Origin of the sequence: Streptomyces sp. NPDC048484 (assembly GCF_040651415.1) — a bacterium.
Lineage (GTDB): Bacteria > Actinomycetota > Actinomycetes > Streptomycetales > Streptomycetaceae > Streptomyces.
Genome location: NZ_JBEZJY010000018.1, coordinates 82390 through 104037, shown reverse-complemented (window position 1 = coordinate 104037; position 21648 = coordinate 82390). Strand labels below are relative to the sequence as shown.

Annotated in this window: 17 protein-coding genes; 11 read left to right on the top strand and 6 right to left on the bottom strand. The window is 71.9% G+C overall.

Features of this window, described 5'->3' with window-relative positions:
• Positions 1–28: 28 nt before the first annotated feature.
• From AB0D14_RS19690 to AB0D14_RS19655, 8 genes are all read left to right on the top strand, one after another.
• Positions 29–922, top strand: coding sequence for a PPK2 family polyphosphate kinase (locus AB0D14_RS19690; protein ID WP_362780760.1), 894 nt, complete (start codon positions 29–31; stop codon positions 920–922).
• A gap of 84 nt (positions 923–1006) precedes the next feature.
• Positions 1007–1885 (top strand): polysaccharide deacetylase family protein, encoded by an 879-nt coding sequence (locus AB0D14_RS19685; RefSeq protein ID WP_362780598.1) that lies wholly within the window; start codon positions 1007–1009, stop codon positions 1883–1885.
• A gap of 117 nt (positions 1886–2002) precedes the next feature.
• Positions 2003–2863, top strand: a complete 861-nt coding sequence (locus AB0D14_RS19680; protein WP_362780595.1) for an aldo/keto reductase — start codon at positions 2003–2005, stop codon at positions 2861–2863.
• 138 nt (positions 2864–3001) lie between these two features.
• Positions 3002–3748: a peptidyl-tRNA hydrolase gene (locus AB0D14_RS19675; protein ID WP_362780594.1), complete on the top strand. Its 747-nt coding sequence runs from the start codon at positions 3002–3004 to the stop codon at positions 3746–3748.
• Between the two features lie 433 nt (positions 3749–4181).
• Entirely contained in the window at positions 4182–5642 is a 1461-nt protein-coding gene (locus AB0D14_RS19670; protein WP_362780591.1) for a DUF692 domain-containing protein, read from the top strand.
• 385 nt (positions 5643–6027) lie between these two features.
• Complete coding sequence (locus tag AB0D14_RS19665; protein WP_362780589.1) at positions 6028–6855, top strand: DUF4142 domain-containing protein; 828 nt, start codon at positions 6028–6030, stop codon at positions 6853–6855.
• Positions 6856–6941: 86 nt separating this feature from the next.
• Entirely contained in the window at positions 6942–7715 is a 774-nt protein-coding gene (locus AB0D14_RS19660) for a TIGR04222 domain-containing membrane protein (protein WP_362780588.1), read from the top strand.
• A gap of 162 nt (positions 7716–7877) precedes the next feature.
• Entirely contained in the window at positions 7878–9503 is a 1626-nt protein-coding gene (locus AB0D14_RS19655) for an alpha/beta hydrolase (protein WP_362780586.1), read from the top strand.
• A 104-nt stretch (positions 9504–9607) separates the two neighbouring features.
• On the opposite strand, the gene hemQ is transcribed toward AB0D14_RS19655, so the two are convergent.
• Both hemQ and hemG read right to left on the bottom strand, forming a co-directional pair.
• The gene (gene hemQ / locus AB0D14_RS19650) at positions 9608–10345 is read right to left on the bottom strand and encodes a hydrogen peroxide-dependent heme synthase (RefSeq protein ID WP_362780583.1); all 738 of its coding nucleotides are present in this window, start codon (positions 10343–10345) and stop codon (positions 9608–9610) included.
• Between the two features lie 4 nt (positions 10346–10349).
• Positions 10350–11891 (bottom strand): protoporphyrinogen oxidase, encoded by a 1542-nt coding sequence (hemG, locus tag AB0D14_RS19645; RefSeq protein ID WP_362780581.1) that lies wholly within the window; start codon positions 11889–11891, stop codon positions 10350–10352.
• A gap of 172 nt (positions 11892–12063) precedes the next feature.
• Here hemG and AB0D14_RS19640 point away from each other — a divergent pair, with 172 nt between their 5' ends.
• Positions 12064–13026 carry a DUF4349 domain-containing protein gene (locus AB0D14_RS19640; RefSeq protein ID WP_362780578.1) on the top strand — a complete coding sequence of 321 codons (963 nt, stop codon included), beginning with the start codon at positions 12064–12066 and terminating at the stop codon, positions 13024–13026.
• A 27-nt stretch (positions 13027–13053) separates the two neighbouring features.
• Entirely contained in the window at positions 13054–14454 is a 1401-nt protein-coding gene (locus AB0D14_RS19635; RefSeq protein ID WP_362780576.1) for an FAD-dependent oxidoreductase, read from the top strand.
• 67 nt (positions 14455–14521) lie between these two features.
• On the opposite strand, the gene AB0D14_RS19630 is transcribed toward AB0D14_RS19635, so the two are convergent.
• On the bottom strand, positions 14522–14944 hold the full coding sequence (locus AB0D14_RS19630; protein WP_362780574.1) for a hypothetical protein: 423 nt from the start codon (positions 14942–14944) through the stop codon (positions 14522–14524).
• 102 nt (positions 14945–15046) lie between these two features.
• On the opposite strand from AB0D14_RS19630, the gene AB0D14_RS19625 reads away from it, so the two are divergent.
• Entirely contained in the window at positions 15047–15865 is an 819-nt protein-coding gene (locus AB0D14_RS19625; RefSeq protein ID WP_362780571.1) for a rhomboid family intramembrane serine protease, read from the top strand.
• Between the two features lie 57 nt (positions 15866–15922).
• Here AB0D14_RS19625 and AB0D14_RS19620 read toward each other — a convergent pair whose 3' ends face one another.
• The 3 genes from AB0D14_RS19620 to AB0D14_RS19610 form a co-directional block, all read right to left on the bottom strand.
• Positions 15923–16873: an NlpC/P60 family protein gene (locus tag AB0D14_RS19620; protein WP_362780569.1), complete on the bottom strand. Its 951-nt coding sequence runs from the start codon at positions 16871–16873 to the stop codon at positions 15923–15925.
• A gap of 218 nt (positions 16874–17091) precedes the next feature.
• The gene (locus AB0D14_RS19615; protein ID WP_362780567.1) at positions 17092–20994 is read right to left on the bottom strand and encodes a helix-turn-helix domain-containing protein; all 3903 of its coding nucleotides are present in this window, start codon (positions 20992–20994) and stop codon (positions 17092–17094) included.
• Between the two features lie 172 nt (positions 20995–21166).
• Positions 21167–21631 (bottom strand): hypothetical protein, encoded by a 465-nt coding sequence (locus AB0D14_RS19610; RefSeq protein ID WP_362780565.1) that lies wholly within the window; start codon positions 21629–21631, stop codon positions 21167–21169.
• Positions 21632–21648 lie beyond the last annotated feature (17 nt).

Genomic DNA, 21648 nt, shown 5'->3' with positions numbered 1-21648 from the left:
CCACCCCGAAACCCCGAAGGGACACGCGATGGCCGAGCGGGCCGGCAGCGGCCGGAAACACCAGGTCGAGGACACCGTGATGCGCGACCTGCTGCGTGTCCCCGTCGGCGCACGTGTCTCCCTCTCCTCGTACGACGCCTCGGCGACCCCCGGCGGCGCCACGGCCCCGAGATCCAAGACCGACGGTCTGGAGGCCGTCGCCCGGATGGGCGTGCCCCTCGCCGGCCTCCAGGAACGGCTCTGGGCGGCGAGCACCGCCGGTGACCGTCGCCGGGTCCTCCTGGTGCTCCAGGGCATGGACACCAGCGGGAAGGGCGGCACGGTCAAGCACGTCGCCAGCCTCTTCAATCCCGTCGGCTGCCGGGTCCGGCCGTTCACGGCGCCGACTCCTGAGGAGTTGGAGCACGACTTCCTGTGGCGGGTCAGGAAGCGGCTCCCCCACCACGGTGAGCTCGGCATCTTCGACCGCTCGCACTACGAGGACGTCCTCATCGGGCGCGTCCGCGAGCTGGCCCCGCGCTCCGAGATCGAGTCCCGCTACGACCGGATCAACGAGTTCGAGCGGTCCCTCACCGACGACGGCGTGACGGTCGTGAAGTGCTTCCTGCACATCTCGTACGAGGAGCAGCGCCGCCGTCTCCTGCGCCGCCTCGCGAACCCGCGCAAGCTCTGGAAGTTCAGCCCCGCGGACATCGAGGAACGCGCCCTGTGGCCCGCCTACCAGGAGGCGTACGAGATCGCCCTCGAACGCTGCGCCACGGACGCCGCCCCTTGGTACCTCGTCCCCGCCGACCGCAAGTGGTACCGGAACTGGGCGATCAGCCGTCTGCTGCTGGAACACCTGAAGGCCATGGATCCGCAGTACCCGGAGCCGGACTTCGACGTGGAGGCCTGCCGGAGGCGCCTGCAGGAGGAGGGCTGAAGAGGACTGAGGAGCTCGGTCCCGCGCTCGACACCGAAAGCGATATGACCGGCTTTTCGCATTGGTCCGATTATTGTCACGGCTGTGAACACCTTCACACGGAGAGTCACCACGGCCTGCGTACTGGGTGCCGCCGCTCTCACGGCGGCCTGCGGCGCTCCCGAAGGCCCCCGCGCCGCGACGGTCCCCACGTCCGCCGCCGGCGCCCCCTCCCGGCCACCCACCCTCGCCCCGGGCCCGGGCGGGCTGACCCCGGTCTTCACGCGTGCGCCCCGGGCGCACGACAGGCACGACAAGCACGGAAAGCACGTAAAGTACAATAAGCATGACAAGCGCGACAAGACCGTCGCGCTGACCTTCGACGCCGACATGACGGCCGACCAAGGGGCTCGGGCGGCTGCCGGGGAGCGTTTCGACAACCCTCGGCTGATCCGGACACTGCGCCGGCTGAAGGTGTCGGCGACCGTGTTCATGACGGGGCGCTGGGCCGAGGAGTATCCCCGGCAGGCGCGTGCCATCGGGCGTGACTCCCTCTTCGAGGTCGCGAACCACTCCTACAGTCACCACGCCTTCACCGAGGACTGCTACGGACTGCCGACCGTCCCCGCGGCACGGATGCGGGCGGACGTGGAGCGGGCCTTCGCCGCCTTCCGCAAGGCGGGGATCGCGCACCCGATGCCGTACTTCCGGTTCCCGGGCGGATGTTACGACCGCCGGGCCCTCAAGGCGCTGAGCGCCACCGGTGTGACGGCCGTGCAGTGGGACGTGGTGAGCGGGGACGCCTTCGCGACGGACGCGGGGGCCGTGGCGCACGAGGTGCTGGACGGCGTGCGGCCCGGTTCCGTGGTCGTCATGCACTGCACGCGCAGCGCGGCCCCGGTGACCGAGAAGGCCCTGCGGACGATCGTTCCCGAGCTGCGGAAGCGCGGGTACCGGTTCGTGAAGGTGTCGGAGCTGCTCTGACTCCGTGCTCCGATTCATCACCGGGGCCGCTCAAAGCGATCGGTTTCTCTTGTTGGACGGCAAAAACGTCACGGTGGACGCTGGGGCGTAACGAACAAGTTCCCAGGAAGGATCTCCATGCAGACACGCACCATCGGTGACGTCCGGGTCGGAGCGATCGGTCTGGGCGGGATGCCCATGTCCATCGAGGGCCGCCCGGACGAGGAACGGTCGGTCGCGGCCGTCCACGCGGCGCTGGACGCGGGCGTCACGCTCATCGACACCGCTGACGCCTACCACCGGGACGCGAACGAGGTCGGCCACAACGAGTCCCTGATCGCCCGCGCGGTGGCCGCGTACGGCGGTGACACCTCGGACGTGCTCATCGCGACGAAGGGCGGCCATCTGCGTCCGGGCGACGGCTCCTGGACGTTGAACGGCTCGCCCGAGTACCTGAAGCAGGCCTGCGACGCCTCGCTCGGGCGGCTCGGCGTCGAGGCCATCGGCCTCTACCAGTTCCACCGGCCGGACCCCAAGGTCCCGTACGCGGAGTCGGTCGGCGCGATCCGCGACCTGCTGGACGCGGGCAAGATCCGCTTCGCCGGCATCTCCAACGCCGATCCCGACCAGATCCGGCAGGCCAACGAGATTCTCGGCGGCCGGCTGGTCAGCGTGCAGAACCAGTTCTCGCCCGCCTTCCGCTCCAGCGAGCCGGAACTGGAGCTGTGCGCGGAACTGGGCATCGCGTTCCTGCCGTGGAGCCCGCTGGGCGGCATCTCGAAGGCCGCCGAACTGGGGTCGCGTTACGCCGTGTTCGCCGACGTGGCGACCGAACACGGAGTGAGCCCGCAGCAGGTGTGCCTGGCATGGATCCTGGCGAAGGCCCCGGTGACCATCCCGATCCCGGGCTCCTCCCGCCCGGAGACGACCCGCGACTCGGCAGCCGCCGCGAACCTGAAGCTGTCGGACGAGGAACTGTCCCGCCTCGACGCGGCATAGCCCCCGCAGCCCTGGCGGCCCCTGCAGCTCCTGGCGCCCCCTGCGGGGCGACGGGAGCTGCGCCCGACGCCCCGCAACAGCACGTCCGCGCACGGAACCTCCCGGAGCCGCCGATCTTCCGCCTGGCAGACTGGGGCCGTGAGCAGCGACGAGAGCACGGCCGCTTCCGGGGCCGAAACCCAGGAGAGCCCCTTCCGTGACGAGCGGACCGCCCGCGACGAGGCACCGCAGTTCGTGCTGCCGCTGGTCGTCCGTATCGAACGGAACGAACCGCCGGCGCGTACGGACGCGCTGGAGACCGCGGCCCGTGCCGTCCTGGTCCTCCTCGGCGACGAGCGGTCGCTCGGCGAGGGCGAGTGGGCGCAGGCCGTCCGGGACTGGCAGGACGCCCGGATCCGCAAGGTCGTCCGGCGGGCCCGCGGCGCCGAGTGGCGTCGGGCGGAGTCGCTGCCCGGCATCACCGTCACCGGCAAGTCGGCAGAGGTCCGCGTCTTCCCGCCGGTCCCGCTGGACGGGTGGCCCAAGGACCTGGCCCGTCTCCAGGTCTCCGGCACGGACCTCGACGACCCGGAGCCGCCGGCGGACACCGACGCGGCCACGCCCGTGCTGTGGCTGAGCCCGGACCTGGACATGTCGGCCGGCAAGGCGATGGCACAGGCGGGCCACGGCGCCCAGCTGGCCTGGTGGGAGCTGTCGGGCGAGGACCGCTCGGCCTGGCGCGAGGCGGGCTTCCCGCTCGCCGTCCGCACGGCCGGTCCCGAACGGTGGGAGCAACTCACCACGAGCGGACTGCCGTTGGTTCGCGACGCCGGCTTCACGGAGATCGCACCGGGCTCGTGCACGGTGGTCGCCGACCATCCGGCGCTGCGCCTCGGCCGGCGGTAGGCGGACCGTGGACGGCCCGCGGGAGGACGGCCCGCAGGAGGACGGCTCGCGGGAGGACGGGCGATGACGGAGCAGACATGAACCGTTGAACGGCTCCGCCGTCCCGTACGTATCCTCTGGCGCCGGCCAAGTACAGGTTCCCGACGACAAGTTGGGAGATCCCCGGAGGCACCAGTGCAGCTACGCGACCCTTCCCGGGCGAGCCCGGCACGGTCGGCACGAACCGGCCCGACCCCGAGGACCCGGAAGTCTCCGCCTCTTCGCAGTGAAGCTCCGAACCTCAAATGTTGCTCTGAACGTCCCCGCCGATGGGTTCGGCCCCGCTCGCCGGGGCCATGACCCGGTCACACCGGAAGACACATCCGCCGGAAGACACGTCCGTCGAAGGAGACGACACACAGGTCCTGGTGAAGCCGTGGTGAAGGAGGGGACGATGAAGCACCTGGGTACGGGAATCGGGTGGCGGCCGGAGATCGCCGATGCCGTGGAGAGCATGCCGGGTATCGACTGGGTCGAGGCCGTCGCCGAGAACATCTGCCCTGGGCATCTCCCCGAATCGCTGCTGCGGCTGCGTGAGCGCGGCGTCACGGTGGTTCCGCACGGGGTGTCGCTCGGGCTCGGCGGCGCGGACCGCCCCGCCGGGGAGAAGCTCGCCGACCTGGCGGCCCGTGCCGAGGCCCTCGGCTCCCCGCTGGTCACCGAGCACATCGCGTTCGTCCGGGCGGGCGGGGCGCTGACCGCCTCGCCGCTTCTGGAGGCCGGGCATCTGCTGCCCGTCCCCCGCACCCGGGACGCCCTCGACGTCCTGTGCGAGAACATCCGTATCGCCCAGGACGCGCTGCCCGTGCCGCTCGCGGTGGAGAACATCGCGGCGCTGATCTCCTGGCCCGGCGAGGAGATGACCGAGGGCCAGTTCCTGTACGACCTGGTCGACCGCACCGGCGTACGCCTCCTCATCGACGTGGCCAACCTCCACACCAACCGCGTCAACCGCGGCGAGGACCCCGCCGAGGCGCTCGACGAACTGCCCGTTGAGGCCATCGCGTACGTCCATGTCGCCGGTGGTTTCGAGCGCGACGGCGTCTGGCACGACAGCCACGGGCACGCCGTACCCGAGGCGGTCCTGGACGTTCTCGCCGAACTGGCCTCCCGGGTCCGCCCGCCGGGCGTGCTCCTGGAGCGCGACGAGAACTTCCCCGCGCCGGCCGAGCTGGAGCGCGAACTGACGGCGATCCGCGAGACGGTGGAGAAGGCGGCCGCGTCCGGAGCAGCCACGCCCCGAGCAGCCGCGCCCGCGAAGACCGGCGGCACCACGGGTACCGGTGGCGCCCCGAGGACCGGCAGCACCCCGAAGAACGGTGGCGCCCCGAAGACCGACAGCGCTCCGGCCCCCGGTGAGGGCCCGCCGGCGCAGCCGCCCACCGACCCCGCCCGCCAGCGCCTCGCACTGGCTCAGGCCGCCCTGCTGTCCGCCCTCGTCGCCGGAACGCCCGTGCCCGAGGGGTTCGACCGGAACCGGCTGGCCGTGCAGGCCCGGGCGCTGGCCGGAAAGCGGGCCGACGTGGTGGCCAAGGTCGCCCCGGAACTGCCCGAGATCCTGACCGGGTCCTACCGGAAGACCTTCCTGGCGTACGCGCAAGGCCACCCGATGACCGACGGCTACCGGCGGGACGCGCTGGACTTCGCCGAGTACTTGCTGTTCGACGGACGCCTCGCGGAAACCACCCCGAACACGGACACAGAAACGGACGCAGACACAGGCGCGGACACGGGCGCGGACGTGCGGCGGAGGCTGAGCGACTGGTGGCTGGAGCGGTCGGGCCCCGCACCGCTGTCGAAGCACCCTGCGGCCCGGCTCGCACGCGCCACCCGGCGGGTCCTGCTGAGGCGTTGAGATCCGGTCGACGGGGAGCGTAGAAGGCCTTCGTCACCCGTGATGTCGCTCACTGGGCGACAGGAGTGCCCGCACGCGTACAGGGACGCGGGTTCCGTGGCTGTTCAGCGCCGTCCCGCGACGGCCGGGCCGCGCGGGCGCGCACCCAGTCGGCGCACAACGGCCCGTACGCACAGGGCACGCGCCGGGGCGGGCAAGGCCCCACCGATCGCCGACGAGCCGCCCACAGCACCGTCCCCGCCTGCGGGAACACCGCCTTCACAGGTCCGTCCGGGTCGTGCACCGCATTCGTCCAAACCCGTACCGCAGTTGGCGTACTCGGCGAAGTAATATTCCAACTCACACCAGAAGCGCACTAACGTGCGGTGCCGCAACAGGAGGCACCATGCGATCCATCAACAGCCGCCGGCTGTTCAGCGGCACCGGGCTCATCATTGCGGCTCTGACGGCGACCCTCGCGGCGCTGGTCTTTCCGATCTGGTCGTACGCGGACCGGTCGGGCACGGGTGCGGACACGCTGAACGCCACGACCGTGTCGACGAGGTTCGGCCCACTGTCCGCGCTGGACCGCGAGTTCGTCACGAAGGTCCGGCTCGCGGGCCTGTGGGAGCTGCCCGCCGGCCAGCAGGCCGAGGAGCGCGGCACCACCAAGGCCGTGAGGACGGCAGGCGAGCACCTCGTCGAGGGCCACACGTTCCTGGACGCGCGCGTACGCGACGTGGCGGCGCGGCTCGGCCTCGAACTGCCCAACCAGCCCAACGATCAGCAACGGGCCTGGCTCGACACGCTGAACACAACACGGAGCGGGGAGTACGACAGGCAGTTCGCGAACATCCTCCGCAGCGCGCACGGCAAGGTGTTCGGTCTGGTCGCCCAGATCCGCGCGAACACCCGCAACTCGCTCGTCCGCGACCTCGCCGACGACGCGAACACCACGGTGCTGGACCACATCACCGTCCTGGAGGACACCGGTCTCGTCGACTTCGACGCCCTGGCGCAGGAGGCGGCCTCCGCGAGCGCGCCCCCGCTCACCAACTCCCCCGCGCCGCCCGGTCCGCGGGCCTCGCCCAGTCCGCCCGTCCCCGCCAGGCCCTCGCCCACCGCGCGCCCTCCCTCGCCGACCTACTCCCTGCCACCGGCCGCGAGCAGCCCGCCGCCCGAGGAGCAGCCGGAGGGCGCGGACAAGAAGCCCCGGAAATCGGAGGGGCGCTGACCCGAAACGTCACACAGTGGTGATGCATCGCCCAAATTGTGCACAAGCCATGGCGCGGCCGGGCCCCCTTCGCATAGAAATCCCGCATGCTCTGGGTCCTTCTCCTCCTCCTGGCCTGGGCCGCGGCCGGCACGGCCTGTACGCGTCTGTGCCTGGCCTCCGTCCGCGCCGCCGCCGCGGACGACACGCACACGCTCCACGGACGCGGCCTGACGCTCTACGAGGCCGCGTTCCTGTCGGGCGGCCCCGCCCGGGTCGCCGATCTGACACTCGTGTCGATGGCCCGCCAACGCCGGCTGCTGCTCGCCCACACCGGCTGGGCGACCGTCGTGGACCCGCGTGGCCGGGACGAGATGGAGCGGTCGGTACCGGGCGCGATAGGCCCGGACGGACAGTCGCGGATAGCGCCGGTCCGTACGAGCGCTGCCGCCGCGGAGTCCGTACGCGCCCTCGCCGACCGTCTCGTCGCGGCGGGCCTCGCAGTGCCGGACGGCGCGCGCACCACCGTCGCGGGCGCCGTGCGCCAGGTGCGGTCGGCGGCGGCCGCCGTACTGGTGCTGGCCGCCACGGCCCTGCTGATGCCCTCCCAGGCCCAGTACGAGCGGGCGCTGGTGGCCGTCTGGTTCGCGCTCCCCCTCATCCTCACCATGAGCTGTCTCGCCATCGCACGGATCGAGGTCCACCCCTACACCCGCTGGGCGTCCCCGGCCGGACAGCGCCTGCTCAGCGCCCTGACCCGCCGCGCGGCCACCGACAGCGACGACCGTACCTACCTCACCACCGTGGCCGTACGCGGCATCCGCGCGGTCGGCGAACCGAATCTGCGGGCGGCCTTCGGCCACCGCGGACCGCACCTCTAGGGCCTGTCTGGGGGCGCCACCGGCGCGGGCAGGGAGCGAATCGGGCGCGCATCGGGGTCATTGCGCCGACACCTGCGGGCCGGTGCTTTACTTCGTCAAGTCCCAAACGAAATATCCCTTTTGTTGCGGCCATGAAGCTGCCGCGCACTGAAGGGAAAAGCGATGAGAGCTGCCACCCTCTACGGAACTGCCGGATCTTTGGTCCTGACCGCTGTCGTCGCCGTACCCGCGGGCAGCGCCCGGGCCTCGTACACCCAGACCTCGTACATCCAGGCCTCGTCCGGCCTGGCCTCGTCCGGCCTGGCCGAACAGCACGGCACGGCGATCGCCGCCGCACGCGCCGCCGCCGAAGGTATCCGCTTCGGGACGTGTTCCAAGGACCAGGACGGCCCTGGCACCCGGCAGTGCGGCACGGTGACGGTCCCGCTCGACTACGCGCACCCCGACGGCAAGATGATCAAGCTGACCGTCAGCCGGGTGCGGGCGACCGGCAAGGACGGGAAGCGGTCCGTGCCGCGACAGGGTGCGCTCGTCTTCAACCCGGGCGGCCCCGGCGCGTCCGGCATGCACTTCCCCCTGGTCGGCATGATTCCGGAGTGGAAGCGCATCGCGTCGGCGTACGACCTCGTCGGTTACGCCCCGCGCGGAGTGGGCCGCTCGGCGCCGCTGTCCTGCCAGGACCCGAAGCGGCTCCTCAAGGGACCCTCCCAGTCACCGACGCACCCCTCGGAGTCGTACAAGGAGGAGCGCATCGCACAGGCGAAGGCGTACGCACGCGGCTGCGTCCAGCGTTCGGGCCGCGCGATCAGGCACTTCTCCTCGGTCAACAACGCCCGCGACCTGGATGTCCTGCGCGCCGCCCTGGGCGAGCGCAAACTGACCTTCATGGGGGCGTCCTACGGCACGTACTTCGGATCCCTGTACGCGGAGCTGTTCCCCTCGCACGTACGCCGGATGGTCCTCGACTCGGCCGTGAACCCGGACCCGGCGAAGATCTGGTACCGGAACAACCTCGACCAGTCGGCCGCCTTCGAGGGCCGCTGGGCCGACTTCCGCACCTGGGTGGCCAAGCACCACAAGGTGTACGGGCTGGGCCGCACACCGGAGGAGGTCCTGCGCAGTTACGAGCGGGCCAGGGCACGGCTCGCGGCCGAGCCCGCAGGCGGCGTGGTCGGGCCGGAACAGCTGCGGAGCGCGTTCCTGCAGGCCGGGTACTACGACGACTACTGGCCGCGGCTCGCGCCGGCGCTCTCCGCGTATCTGAAGGGCGACCCGAAGCCGCTGGTCCGGCAGGCGGCGGGACCGCGGCCGGAGGCGGCGAAGGAGAAGGAGAACGCCAAGGCCGTCTACACGGCCGTCGAGTGCAACGACGCGCCCTGGCCACGGGCCTGGCACACCTGGGACCGCGACGCCACGCGCCTCGCCCGCGTGGCGCCCTTCGAGACCTGGGACAACACCTGGATGAACCTGCCGTGCGCCTACTGGCGGCTGCCGCGCAGCCGGCCGCTCGACATCCGCACCTCACCCGGCGAGCTGCCGCCGACGCTGATCCTGGCCGCCGAGCGGGACGCGGCGACGCCGTACACCGGCGCGCTGGAGACGCACCGGCGCCTGTCCGGCTCGGTGTTGGTCACCGAGCGGGGGGCCGGCACGCACGGCATCGGCGGGGGCGCCAGCGCGTGCGTCAACGCCCACCTCGACGCCTACTTGCTGCAGGGCCGACTCCCCGCAGGCCACGCATCCTGCGCCCCGCACAAAGAACCGGCCCCGGCCGCGCCTCGCCGCTAGAAGGGCCCCCTTCAGGGGCGGGCCCCGCAGGGGTTGTACGTCGACCACGGCCCGGTGGGGGCTTGTCGCGCAGTTCCCCGCGCCCCTGAAGGCGCGGGGGCCTGCTACGCGAGGCCCTCGACCAGCTCTGCCACGGACTTGCGGCGGCCGGTGTAGAACGGGACCTCTTCACGGACATGCAGCCGCGTCTCGGACGCACGCAGATGCCGCATGAGGTCGACGATGCGGTACAGCTCGTCCGCCTCGAAGGCGAGGATCCACTCGTAGTCGCCGAGGGAGAACGAGGCGACCGTGTTGGCACGCACGTCCGGGTAGCCGCGAGCCATCTTGCCGTGCTCGGCGAGCATCCGGCGGCGGTCCTCGTCCGGCAGCAGGTACCAGTCGTAGGAGCGTACGAACGGGTAGACGCTGATGTAGTCGCGCGGCGTCTCGTCGGCGAGGAACGCCGGAACGTGGCTGCGGTTGAACTCGGCCGGCCGGTGCAGCGCCATGTTCGACCAGACCGGCTCCAGCGCGCGGCCCAGCTTCGTACGGCGGAAGAGGTTGTACGCCTCCTGGAGCTGGTCGGCGGTCTCGGCGTGCCACCAGACCATGAGGTCGGCGTCGGCACGCAGCCCCGAGACGTCGTACGTACCGCGGACCGTGACGTCCTTGGCGGCGAGCTGGTCGAACAGCTCCTGCACCTCGTCCGCGTAGCCGGCGCGCGCGGCGCCGTCGGGAAGCACGTCACGCAGCTTGAACACGGACCAGAGGGTGTAGCGGATGACCTCGTTGAGGTCCTTGGCCTTCTTGCCGGCGTTCGGAGTTCTGGCCTGGCCGGTGGTGGGGGCGTCGTCACTCATGGGGCTATTCTCCCGCTCCCCCGTGCGGGCTCCGCACCGGGTTCGCGATCAGCGCGTCCGTCAGCCGGTCGTCGCCCCGCAGCTTGTCCACGGCGGCGTTCGCGCTCGCGACGCAGGCCGGGATCCCCACGCCGTCGTACGCCGCTCCGCACACGGCGAGGCCCGGCAGCCTGCCGACGTGTTCGCGGATGCGGGCCACGCGCGCGTGGTGCCCGACCGGGTACTGGGGCAGTCCGTCGTTCCAGCGTGTCACCCGGGTCTCCAGGGGCTCCGCGGCCAGGCCGGTGGCCTCGCGCAGGTCGTGCCGTGACACGTCGACGAGGTCCGCGTCCTCGCGGCCGAGGATCTCCGTCTCCCCGTACCGGCCGACGGACGTCCGCAGAACCACCACGTCCGGGTTCTCCTCGGCGATCCAGCCCCATTTCTGGGACGCGAACGTCGACGCCTTGATGGTCCGCCCGTCCACGGGCGGCACCAGGAAACCGCTGCCCTCGGGGAGGGCGGTCTCGCCGCGGCGGTAGGCGAGGGTGACCAACGCCATGGACGCGTACTCGACGGCCGCCAGCTCGGCCGCGGCGGCGGGAGCCTCGGCGCCCAGCAGCGTGGCCGCGGCGCCGGCGGGAACCGCCACGACGACGGCGTCGGCCCGCAGTGCGCGGCCGCCCGCGACGACCCGCCAGTACCCGCGCGGCCCGGCGCCGGCCGCGTCGTCCATGACCCGTCGCAGCTCCGTCACGGGCGCTCCCGTGACGATCTCGCCACCCCGGGCGCGCACCGACTCGGCGACGGCGAGCGGCAGTTGGCCGATGCCGCCCTCGATGCCCATGAAGACCGGGCCCGCCGGCTGATCCCGCTGCTGATCCCGCTGCTGATGGCGCGCGGTCTTCGCCTGGATGTCGCGGACCGCCTCCGTGAGCGAGGTGTGCGTACGGACCGCCTCGAAGAGCTGGGGGACGGCCGAGCGCATCGAGATGCGGTACGCGTCGCCCGCGTACACGCCACCGAGGAGCGGCTCGACGAGCCGGTCGACGACCTCGCGGCCGAGGCGCTCCGCGACGAAGGCGCCCACCGCGACGTCGTCGCCGACCTCCGTGCGCGGCAGGTCGCGTTCGCGTTCGATCCGGCGCAGGCCTTCGTCGGAGAGGACTCCGGAGAGGGCGGCGGCGTCCGCGGGGACCCCCATGACGTGCCCCTTGGGCATGGGCCTGAGCGCGCCGCGCGTCCAGATCGAGGCGCCCGCCGTCGCCGGCGGCCGGAGCCGGTCCGCGAGGCCCACCTCGTGGGCGAGTGCCACCGCCTCGGGCCGTCGCGCGAGCACCGACTCGGCACCGAGGTCCACCCGCGCGCCCGCGATCTCGCCCGGCAGCAGCTTGCCGCCGAGCCGGTCCGAGGCCTCCAGGACGGTGACGCGCGCACCGGCGCTCAGCAGCCGGTGAGCGGCGGCCAGACCGGCGATGCCGCCCCCGATGACGACGACGTGGCCCGTGCCCGTTTGCGTGCCCGCACGTGTGCCCGTATCCGTGCCCGTACGTGTGTCTGCGTGCATGCCTCCACTGTCCCAGACCCCGCTCGGCGTCCCCCTGGACCCCTGCGGCGGGCGGGGTGTCCATGACGAGGCCGGACCGTGACCTCTTCGGGACCGGATTCGGCCAACGTCCGGCGAGGCTCGGGCGTCGAAGGAGCGTCAGTCATCACGACACCCTCGGGGGTACACCGACATGCAGACACGCAGCAGTGGCAGTAGCACGACCCGGTATCGATCCGCCCGGCCTGTCCAGCTCCTTTCGGCGTTGCTGCTGGCCGGCGCACTCGCCCTCACGGGGTGCTCCGGCGCGAGCGGCGACGGAGATTCCGGCTCGGCCGACAAGGCGGCCGCCCCGGACGCGGCCCAGGAGGCGGGAACGGGTGTGGCCGACAGCGGCTCGGGCGGCGCCAAGGGCGAGCAGGCCACCGCACCCACGGAGCTGACCTCCCACATCATCCACACCGCCTCCCTGACCGTGCAGGTCAAGGACGTGTCGAAGTCCCTCGCCGAGGCCCGCACCGTGGTCGAGAACGCGGGCGGCATGGTCGGAAACGAGACGACGGACCGCGACTCCAAGGGCCGCGAGCGCTCCCGGGTCGTCCTTCGGATCCCGGCGGACAAGTACGAGGAGGTGCGCACGGAGCTGGAGGGCTCGGGCAAGCTCATCGACCTCAAGGCCAAGGCGGAGGACGTCACGGAGCAGGTCGTCGACGTGGAGAGCCGCGTCAAGTCGCAGCAGGCCAGCGTGGCGCGCATCCGTGAGCTGATGGACCGGGCCTCCAAGCTGAGCGATGTGGTCGCCCTTGAGGGCGAGTTGAGCACGCGTCAGGCCGACCTGGAGTCGCTGCTGGCCCAGCGGGCCTCCCTGAAGGACCGCACGAGCCTCGCCACGATCACGCTGTCGCTGTCCCAGCCGCCGGTGAAGAAGGCCGCCGAGCAGGACGACGACCCCGGTTTCGCGGACGCGCTCGGGGGCGGCTGGGACGCGTTCGTCACCATGTTCCGCTGGATCGCGCTGGCGCTGGGCGCGGTGCTGCCCTTCCTGGTGGGCGCGGCTCTGCTGCTGTTCCTCTGGGTGCGTTTCCTGCGTGGCCGGACGCCGGGCCGCCCGGCCGGAGCGCGACGGCCGGGACTGACCGAGTCCGAGCAGGACTGAAATGCGCGGCCCCCGTAGCGTGTTCACATGAGCATGAGCCGCGAGAACCGTACGAAAGAGCGTCTGGTGGTCGTCGGAGGGGACGCGGCGGGCATGTCCGCCGCGTCCCGGGCGCGCCGGCTGAAGAACTCCGACGACCTGGAGATCATCGCCTTCGAGCGGGGACACTTCAGCTCCTTCTCGGCGTGCGGCATCCCGTACTGGGTGGGCGGTGAGGTCGCCGACCGGGAGCAACTGATCGCGCGGTCGCCCAAGGAGCACCGGGAACGCGGGATCGACCTGCGGATGCGTACGGAGGTCACGGAGCTCGACGTCCCGGGCGGCCGCGTGCGCTCCCGCGACCTGGAGTCCGGGGCCGAGGCGTGGACGCCGTACGACAAGCTCGTGATCGCGACAGGGGCCCGCCCGGTGCGGCCGCCGCTGCCCGGCATCGACGCCCCCGGGGTGCACGGGGTGCAGACCCTCGACGACGGACAGGCCCTCATCGACACGCTGAGCCGTACGGCGGGCCGCCGCGCGGTCGTGATGGGCGCGGGCTACATCGGCGTGGAGATGGCCGAGGCGCTGATCAACCGCGGGTACGAGGTGACGGTCGTCAACCGCGGCCGGGAGCCCATGGCCACACTCGACCCGGACATGGGCCGTCTGGTGCACGACGCCATGGAGGGCCTGGGCATCACGATGGTGAACGACGCCGAGGTCACCAAGATCCTGACCGGGGAGGACGGCCGGGTCCGCGCGGTCGCCACGGAGGACGCCGAGTACCCGGCGGACGTGGTGGTCCTCGGCGTCGGCGTCCAGCCGGAGACCACCCTCGCCGAGGCCGCGGGGCTGCCGCTCGGCGACCACGGCGGGCTGCTGACGGACCTGGCCATGCGGGTGCGCGGTCACGAGAACATCTGGGCGGGCGGCGACTGTGTCGAGGTCCTCGACCTGGTCTCGGGCCGCGAACGCCACATCGCGCTGGGCACCCACGCCAACAAGCACGGTCAGGTGATCGGCTCGAACGTCGCCGGCGGCTACGCCACGTTCCCCGGTGTCGTCGGCACGGCGGTGAGCAAGGTCTGCGACCTGGAGATCGCCCGGACCGGCCTGCGGGAGAAGGACGCGCACCGTGCGGGCCTGCGGTTCGAGTCGGTCACCATCGAGGCGACGAGCCGCGCGGGCTACTACCCGGGCGCCGACCTCATGACGGTGAAGATGCTCGCCGAACTCCGCACCGGCCGCCTCCTCGGCGTCCAGATCGTCGGCGGCGAGGGCGCGGGCAAACGCGTGGACATCGCCGCCGTGGCCCTCACAGCAGGCATGACGGTGGAACAGATGACCTCTCTGGACCTCGGCTACGCCCCACCGTTCTCCCCGGTCTGGGACCCCATCCTGGTAGCGGCCAGGAAGGCGGTGGCAGCGCTGCGGAACACCGCCCCGTAGGCCACCACCCCGTAGGCCCCCGCCCCACCGGCCGACACCGACACACCGACACCCGGGACCGACGCCCTCAGGCCCCCTGCGCCGTCCCCGGCGTATGCCCGTTGATCTTCTCTATGGCCTGCCGGGCCTGCTCCCCCGGCGTCCGCGACAACGACGAGACCGGGGAGACCCCGGACGCGCCCAGCGCGGGCCCGGACATGCCAGGCCCGGACACCGCGGACGCGGGCATCGGCCCGCCCGCACCCTGGCCCGAACCCTGGCCCTGGCCCTGGCCCGCGGCCTGCTGTCGCGCGTGCGACCCTGCCTGCCGCACCCGCAGCCGATGGCTCGCGGCCTCGTCCAGCGTCACAGGACGCTGCATGCTCGCGGCCAGCCGGCCGGCCTCCTGGCCGAGCGCGGCCACGTCCTCCCAGGACAGCCTGAGTACCACGGCGAGTTCCGCCTCGCCGTCCGGCGTGGCGGTCAACGGCTGAGTGACTCGGTCGTTCATGACCTGTTCCTCACGTATTGCTGGGATCACGGGCGGTTGCCGAAACATACGCAGACAGCCGCGTCCCCGTTCAGACTCCCCGTACCGGGGCAGGATTTCCCCGTGGTCATACCCGTGCACGACGTGAACCCGGCACGCCGCACGCCGTACGTGACGTACGCGCTGATCGCCGCCAGCCTCGCGGTCTTCCTGGCCACTCCGGGTGTGGCGAGTTCACTCACCGGCGACAGTGGTCCGGCCCAGCTGTGCCACCTTCAGGCGTTCCTGGACCACTGGGCGGCGGTGCCGCGGGAACTGATCCACGGGCAGACTCCTACGACGGTCCCCACCGGGGACGTGGGCGTGGGCCCCGGCGGCCCTGGCTGTGTGGTCGGCCCGCCCGGCTACGACAAGTCGCCCCGGCTGTCGGTCCTCACGGCGATGTTCCTGCACGGCGGCTGGGTGCACCTGCTCGGCAACATGCTCTTCCTGCTGATCTTCGGCAACAACATCGAGGACCGTCTCGGCCACCTCCGCTACCTGCTGTTCTACGTGGCCTGCGGCTACGCGTCGGCCTACGGCTTCGCTTTCGTCAACGCCGACTCAGGTGACCCGCTGATCGGCGCGTCGGGTGCGATCGCGGGCGTCCTGGGCGCGTATCTGGTGCTCTACCCGAAGGCCAGGGTCTGGGTCCTGGTCCCGTTCCTGGTCTTCCTGCCGCTGCGGCTGCCCGCCTGGATCGTGCTGGGTTTCTGGTTCGGCCTCCAGGCGGTGTACTCGTCCGGCACCGGCGTCTCCGGGGCCGGCACCGTCGCCTACGTGGCCCACGTGGTCGGCTTCCTGACAGGCATGCTCCTGGCCTGGCCGCTGCGCCGGGGCACTCCGCCACCGCCCGAGCCGCGCGGCCTGCTGTGGGGCAGGCGGGCGCGGCGCGGCCGGTGACATGCGCCCGGCCCCGGGACCGGTGGGGGCCGGGCCAGGGGCCGTCCTGCAGCAGCGTCACAGGCTCCGCATCAACGCCGGTTGCAGTGCCTGTGCCTGCGTCCGTGCCTGTGCCTGTGCCTGTTTCTGTGTCGGTGTCTGCGTCGTGCACTCAGGGACCCCTTCGAGCCACGCGGGTCCCTTGATGTAGATGTTGGTCATCCACGCCTTGTAGTCCGGCAGGTACGACCACGCGTCGTTGGTGTAGCCCTCGGCGGTGACCAGTTCCGCGTGCTTCTGGCACTGGACGCGGATGGTGGTGGAGCCGGGGAAGGCGTAGACGCGGGTGGCCGCGGTGGAGGGTTCGGCCTTGGTCCAGACACCGGTGCCCCAGGTCTGGTGAATGTGGCCGGTGACCTGGCCGGTGTTGACGCGGAGCGCGCCGAAGTAGTCACCGTTCAACCGGACGTCACTGACCATGAGCCTGGTGCCGGACTCCTTGGCCTCGACCATCTTGCCCGCGCCGAGGTAGATGGCGATGTGGTGCAGGTCGCGCGAGGTGCCCCAGGCGAGCAGGTCGCCGGGAACCAGTGTCGCGAGGCCCTGGGCGGCGGTGAAGCGTCCGGCGGCGCGGTGCGTGTAGTACTGCGAGCTGGCGTCGCCGTTGAGGATGTCCGAGCCCGCGGCCACGGCGTAGGCGTGGCGGACCAGACCCGAGCAGTCGAAGCCCAGCCGCTCGGGGTCGTGCTCACTGTCCGGGTCGGTCGGGTCGACCTGACCATAGGTGGCGCCCGGCCGGGCGCCGTGGCCGCCGCCCCACGTGTACCAGGTGCCCGCTGCGACCTCGGCACAGGCGGCGGCGATCGCGCGCTCGGCGGCCGCCGAGGCTCCCGGTGCGAGGACACCGCATGCGGCGGCCTCCCGCTCCGGGGAGCCGGATGTGTTCGCGGCGGCGGTGGACACCGGCGCCCAGAGGAGAAAGGCCAGCAACGCGAGCAGTGTGCAGATGGAACCGGTCCGGCGGACCATGCCAAGACCCCCGTTTCCCGTTGACGTTGACGAAGCGGTCGCGGCACTCGGAGAGTGCCGTGGATGAGTGGTCGCACAGCAGCCTGCGGGCCGTGGCCCCGGCCCGTCGAGGTCCGCGTGTCGCCCACTTCGGTGGGCAACGGGAAACACCTGGGAAACCCTCTCCGAGCAGGGCGGTCGGTCACCACTCCCGACCGGCGGTCACTCCCGACCGGCGGTCACTCCCGGTCGGCGCAGTTCGTCCCGTGCGAGAGCGGGACGCCTGGCAGGAGCGTTTCGAGCTCCTCGGAGCCGATGCCCTTGCGCAGCCGGCAGATGTCGGCCAGCTGGGCCCCGAGATCGAGGTCCCACAGGCGTACGGTGCCGTCGGTGCTGCTGCTGGCGACCGTGCGCCCGTCGGGGGCGAAGGCCACGCTCCACACCGAGTTGGTGTGGCCCGTCAGCGTTGCCCACGGCCGCCGTCGGGCGATGTCCCACAGACGCACCGTGCGGTCGGTGCCACTGCTGACGAGCGTGCGGCCGTCCGGGGAGAAGGCGGTGCCCCGGACGGAACCGGCGTGACCGGTCAGGGTCGCCTCGGAGCGGCGCTCGCGGACGTTCCACAGGCGGACCGTGCCGTCGTTGCCGCTGCTGGCCAGGGTGCGGCCGTCGGGTGCGAAGGTCACGCTCCGTACCGCGCCCGTGTGGCCGTGGAGCGTGCCGAGCCCGCGGTGCGAGGAGACGCTCCAGAGCCGTACGGTCAGATCGTCGCCCGCGCTCGCCAGGGTCCGGCCGTCGGGGCTGAAGGTGACATCGTTGGCGTAGTCGTCGTGGCCGTGCAGCGTGGCCAGCGGCATGCGCTTCGCCACGTCCCACAGGCGGACCGTGCGGTCGGCGCCGGCCGACGCCAGGGTGCGTCCGTCAGGGGCGAAGGCGACGGAGAAGACCTGCCCGGTGTGGCCGGTCATGACCGCCAGGGGTCTGTGTCCGGCCACGTCCCACAGGCGCACCGTACCGTCGGAGCCCGCCGACGCCAGAGTTCGGCCGTCAGGGGCGAAAGCCACCGAGAAGACCGTCTCGGTGTGACCCCTGAAGGTCGCCAGGAGCCGGCGCCGACCCACGTCCCAGAGCCGTACCGTGTGGTCGGTGTCGGCGGTGGCCAGCAGCTTCCCGTCGGGGCTGTAGCGGGTCTGCCACACCTCCGTGAACGGACGTGCCGTGAGCACCGGGCCGCCGAGGTTCCACAGGACGACGGACTGGTCGAAGCCGGCCGTGGCGAGCAGGGTGCCGTCGGAGGTCACGGCCACCCCCATGACGTAGTCGGTGTGGCCCGCCAGCACGGTGGTCTGGCGGCCGCTGCGTACGTCCCACAGCCTGGTCGTCCCGTCGCCTCCCGCGCCGACGACCGTCGCGCCGTCGGACGTGTACGTGACGGCGTTGATGTCGTCGCTGCTCCCGGACAGCGTCGAACTCAGCCGGCGGGTGCGCACGTCCCACAGCCGTACGGTCCGGTCGATGCCTCCGGAGGCCACCTTGCGGCCGTCGGGGGAGAACGCCACGCCCAGCACCCCGTCGGTGTGCCCCCTGAGCACGCCGAGCGGCCGGGCCCGGCGGGTGTCCCACAGTCGTACGGTCCGGTCGGCGCCGGCGGAGACCAGGGTCCGGCCGTCGGGGGCGTACCCGAGCGCGTTGACAGCCCCCTCGTGTCCCTTGAGAAAGGCGGTGATCCGGTGCGTGGGCGCGGTGTCCCACAACTCGATCGTTCCGTCCGCGGCCGCGATCGCCAGTGCGCGCCCGCGGGGGGCGAAGGCGACCGCCCGGGCGCCCTTCGTGCTGTCTGCGAGCACCACCGGCCCGCGGTCGCCGACGACGTCCCACAGTCGTACGGGCCCGTCCGACGACGTCGTCGCGAGGGTGCGGCCGTCGGGGCTGAAGGCGATCGACCGGACGATCCCGTGGACAGTGAACGTGGCGGTCCTCCGGTGGCCGGGCATCCGGCGCAGGATGACCGTTCCGTCGGAACTGGCCGTCGCCAGGGACCTGTTGTCCGGTGCGAAGGCCACCGCGTTGACGGGGCCCCGGTGGCCGTCGAGCCGGACGGAGAAGGGCTGGGACTGGGTACTGAGCAGGGCGCCGCGCGCCTCGGCGGTGGCGTGGGTCCGGTAGGCCTCTTCGGCCAGCAGCATCGACGCTTCCGGCCGGCCCCCGGCGAGGGACGCGGACCGCACGGCGAGCGCCTGGGAGTGCGCGACGCGTTCCTGGTCGCGGGCGCTCTCACGCTGCTGGTAGGCGAGGCCTCCGGCGGTGACGGCGAGCCCCAGCAGGGCGACGAGGGTGGCGAGCATCCACTGCCTCAGCCTGGCCTGGCGTCTCGCCTGCCTCCGGTGGCCGTCCTCCTCGGCCCTGCTCGCCCGCAGGAATTCCTTCTCGCCGGGGCCGAGCCGGCTCCAGCCGTCCAGCTCGTCGGCCCAGGAGCGTACGACGTCGAGGCGGGTGCCGCGGTACAGGGCGGACGGATCGCGGTCCTCACGCTCCCACTCGGAGGCGGCGTGGGCCAGTTGCTGGTGCAGCAGCAGTCCGGCGCGGTCGGCGTGTATCCAGTCGCGCAGCCGTGGCCAGGCGTGGAGCAGAGCCTCGTGGGTGATCTCCACGGTGTCCCTGTCCAGGGTGATGAGCCGGGCCCGTACGAAGGTATCGAGTGCGGCGGCCGCGCCGTCCGCGTCGGCCAACTGCTCCGTCAGGGCGGCCCGGCCCATCCGGCGGCGGGTCGCCCCGGCCTCGTCCGTGACGAACACCAGCCGGGACAGGATGCGGCGGATCGTCTGCTGTTCGGCCGGATACAACCGGGCGAACACGTTCTCTGCCGTCCGCGCGATCGCACCCTGGATCCCGCCGGCCCGCTCGTATCCGGCGACGGTCAGTGCGGAGTCCTCGCGCTGCTGCCAGGTGGCGAGCAGGGCGTGGGAGACGAGAGGCAGCGCGCGGGAGGGTGTCTCGTCGGCTCCGGTGCCGGCTTCGTGCGCGGTTTCCCGTGGTGCCGGACCCGGTTTCCCGTGCGGACCGGCGTCGCGCAGGAGGAGGGGGACAAGACCCGGCTGAAGGGTGAGCCCGGCGAGTTCCGCGGGGCGCGTGATCGACTCGCGCAGCTCCGCCACGGACATCGGGGGCAGAACGAACAAGCCGTCGGTGAAGACCGGGGCCAGCTCGGGAAGGTCCAGGCAGTTGCCGGTGAAGTCGGCGCGTACGCCGAGCACGACGACCGCGGCGCCGTGCGTTTCCTCCGCCGGCCGGGAGGCCGCCAGGGCGCAGAGCACCCGGACGAAGGTACGCCGCTCGTCCTCGTCGGAGCAGAGGGTGAACAGCTCCTCGAACTGGTCGACGATCACCACCGGCCGACAGGGCGGGGGGCGCCGGTTCCCGGGGGCCGACGGTAAATCCTCCGCCATCGCGCGCACGGCGGCGAGCACCGCGTCGGGGTTCCGCCCTGCCTCCTCGGCGGTGATGCCGAGGTCTCCGCCCACCGCTTTCGCGGTGCGTTCCAGCAGTTCCTCCAGGGGCCGCGAGGTGGGGGTGAGCGTCACCAGCGGCCACCGGTCGGCGCCCGGCATCGGGAAGTCGCCGCGCCGTAGGGCAGGTATGAGACCGGCGTTGAGTACGGACGACTTGCCGGCGCCCGACGGGGCGACCAGCATCAGCGGCCCGCTTCCGACCCGTTCGAAGAGCCTTTCCACCAGGGCGGCCGTCGCACGCTCCCGGCCGAAGAACCATTCCGCGTCCTGCGGGGTGAACGCCGACAGGCCGCGGTAGGGACACGCCGCGTCGGACTGCCGCTCCGGGGCTGCGGTTCCGTCCCCGGCCCCGCCGTCCGTGGACGATTCCTGTCGTACGAGTCTGAGCAACTGCCCCTCGGCACGCAGCGCTCGATCGCAGAGGCGGGCGACATCGACGCTCGCGCGCTTCATGCCGTTCTCGATCTTGCTGAGGTAGCCCTTGCTGTAGTGCGTCTGCCGTGCCAGGTCGGAGAGCGACAGGCCGCGTTCCTGTCTCAGTCGTCGCAGCTGTGCGGGAAAGGAGTGCGTGATCGGCGCGTCCCGGCCCTGTCCGTTGTGGTGGTCTGCATCTCCGTGCTGCGGGTCTACCACAATGTCCCCCCATGGCAGTACCGCCGTGAGACGGCGGATGCCCAGGTTACGTTCAGGACAGTGGGACGGCCGAGCCTTTCGTCGACATGCCGTGAAGCGGAAACACGTACGTCCGGAACCGCGTGCCGGCGGTTCCGGACGTACGTCCCCCCGTTGCTCCGGGAAGCACGGATCAGGTGAGGGTGGCTCCGCAGCCGCCGTTCACCCACTGGTGCGACCTGATGTTGTTGTCCACCGTCGATCCAAGGCTGAACGTGTTGTCGGTGAGGTTGTCGGCGTACAACTCGCCCGGATACAGGCAGGTGTTACGGGCGTCGTGGCCCGCGTCCTGGCCGTAGTTCTCCCAGAAGTAGAACTTGACGATCGACAGGTTGCCGGTGAAGCCGCGGTTCATGACGGACGAGGCCTTGTCGTTGGCGCCACCCCAGTTGGTGCTGTCCCCGGAGGCGACGATCAAAGGGTTGCCGTTGCAGTCGCCGGCGTCCCAGGCGTACATGTTCCCGTTGCGTGCACCCCATTTGCTGTCACACACAGGGCCGGTGGCGCCGCTCTCGGCGGCCTGCGACGTGGCGGCGGGTGCGACGACGCCCAGGGCGGTGAGCCCGAGAAGCGCTGCCGTGACGGCGAATTTGCGCATGGTGATTCCCCTCGTTC

Bases quoted from the DNA above. Each gene is read 5' to 3' on its own strand.
- AB0D14_RS19690 (WP_362780760.1), top strand. From the start codon at position 29: ATGGCCGAGCGGGCCGGCAGCGGCCGGAAACACCAGGTCGAGGACACC.
- AB0D14_RS19680 (WP_362780595.1), top strand. From the start codon at position 2,003: ATGCAGACACGCACCATCGGTGACGTCCGGGTCGGAGCGATCGGTCTG.
- AB0D14_RS19670 (WP_362780591.1), top strand. From the start codon at position 4,182: ATGAAGCACCTGGGTACGGGAATCGGGTGGCGGCCGGAGATCGCCGAT.
- AB0D14_RS19665 (WP_362780589.1), top strand. From the start codon at position 6,028: ATGCGATCCATCAACAGCCGCCGGCTGTTCAGCGGCACCGGGCTCATC.
- AB0D14_RS19660 (WP_362780588.1), top strand. From the start codon at position 6,942: ATGCTCTGGGTCCTTCTCCTCCTCCTGGCCTGGGCCGCGGCCGGCACG.
- AB0D14_RS19655 (WP_362780586.1), top strand. From the start codon at position 7,878: ATGAGAGCTGCCACCCTCTACGGAACTGCCGGATCTTTGGTCCTGACC.
- hemQ (WP_362780583.1), bottom strand. From the start codon at position 10,345: ATGAGTGACGACGCCCCCACCACCGGCCAGGCCAGAACTCCGAACGCC.
- hemG (WP_362780581.1), bottom strand. From the start codon at position 11,891: ATGCACGCAGACACACGTACGGGCACGGATACGGGCACACGTGCGGGC.
- AB0D14_RS19640 (WP_362780578.1), top strand. From the start codon at position 12,064: ATGCAGACACGCAGCAGTGGCAGTAGCACGACCCGGTATCGATCCGCC.
- AB0D14_RS19635 (WP_362780576.1), top strand. From the start codon at position 13,054: ATGAGCATGAGCCGCGAGAACCGTACGAAAGAGCGTCTGGTGGTCGTC.
- AB0D14_RS19630 (WP_362780574.1), bottom strand. From the start codon at position 14,944: ATGAACGACCGAGTCACTCAGCCGTTGACCGCCACGCCGGACGGCGAG.
- AB0D14_RS19620 (WP_362780569.1), bottom strand. From the start codon at position 16,873: ATGGTCCGCCGGACCGGTTCCATCTGCACACTGCTCGCGTTGCTGGCC.
- AB0D14_RS19610 (WP_362780565.1), bottom strand. From the start codon at position 21,631: ATGCGCAAATTCGCCGTCACGGCAGCGCTTCTCGGGCTCACCGCCCTG.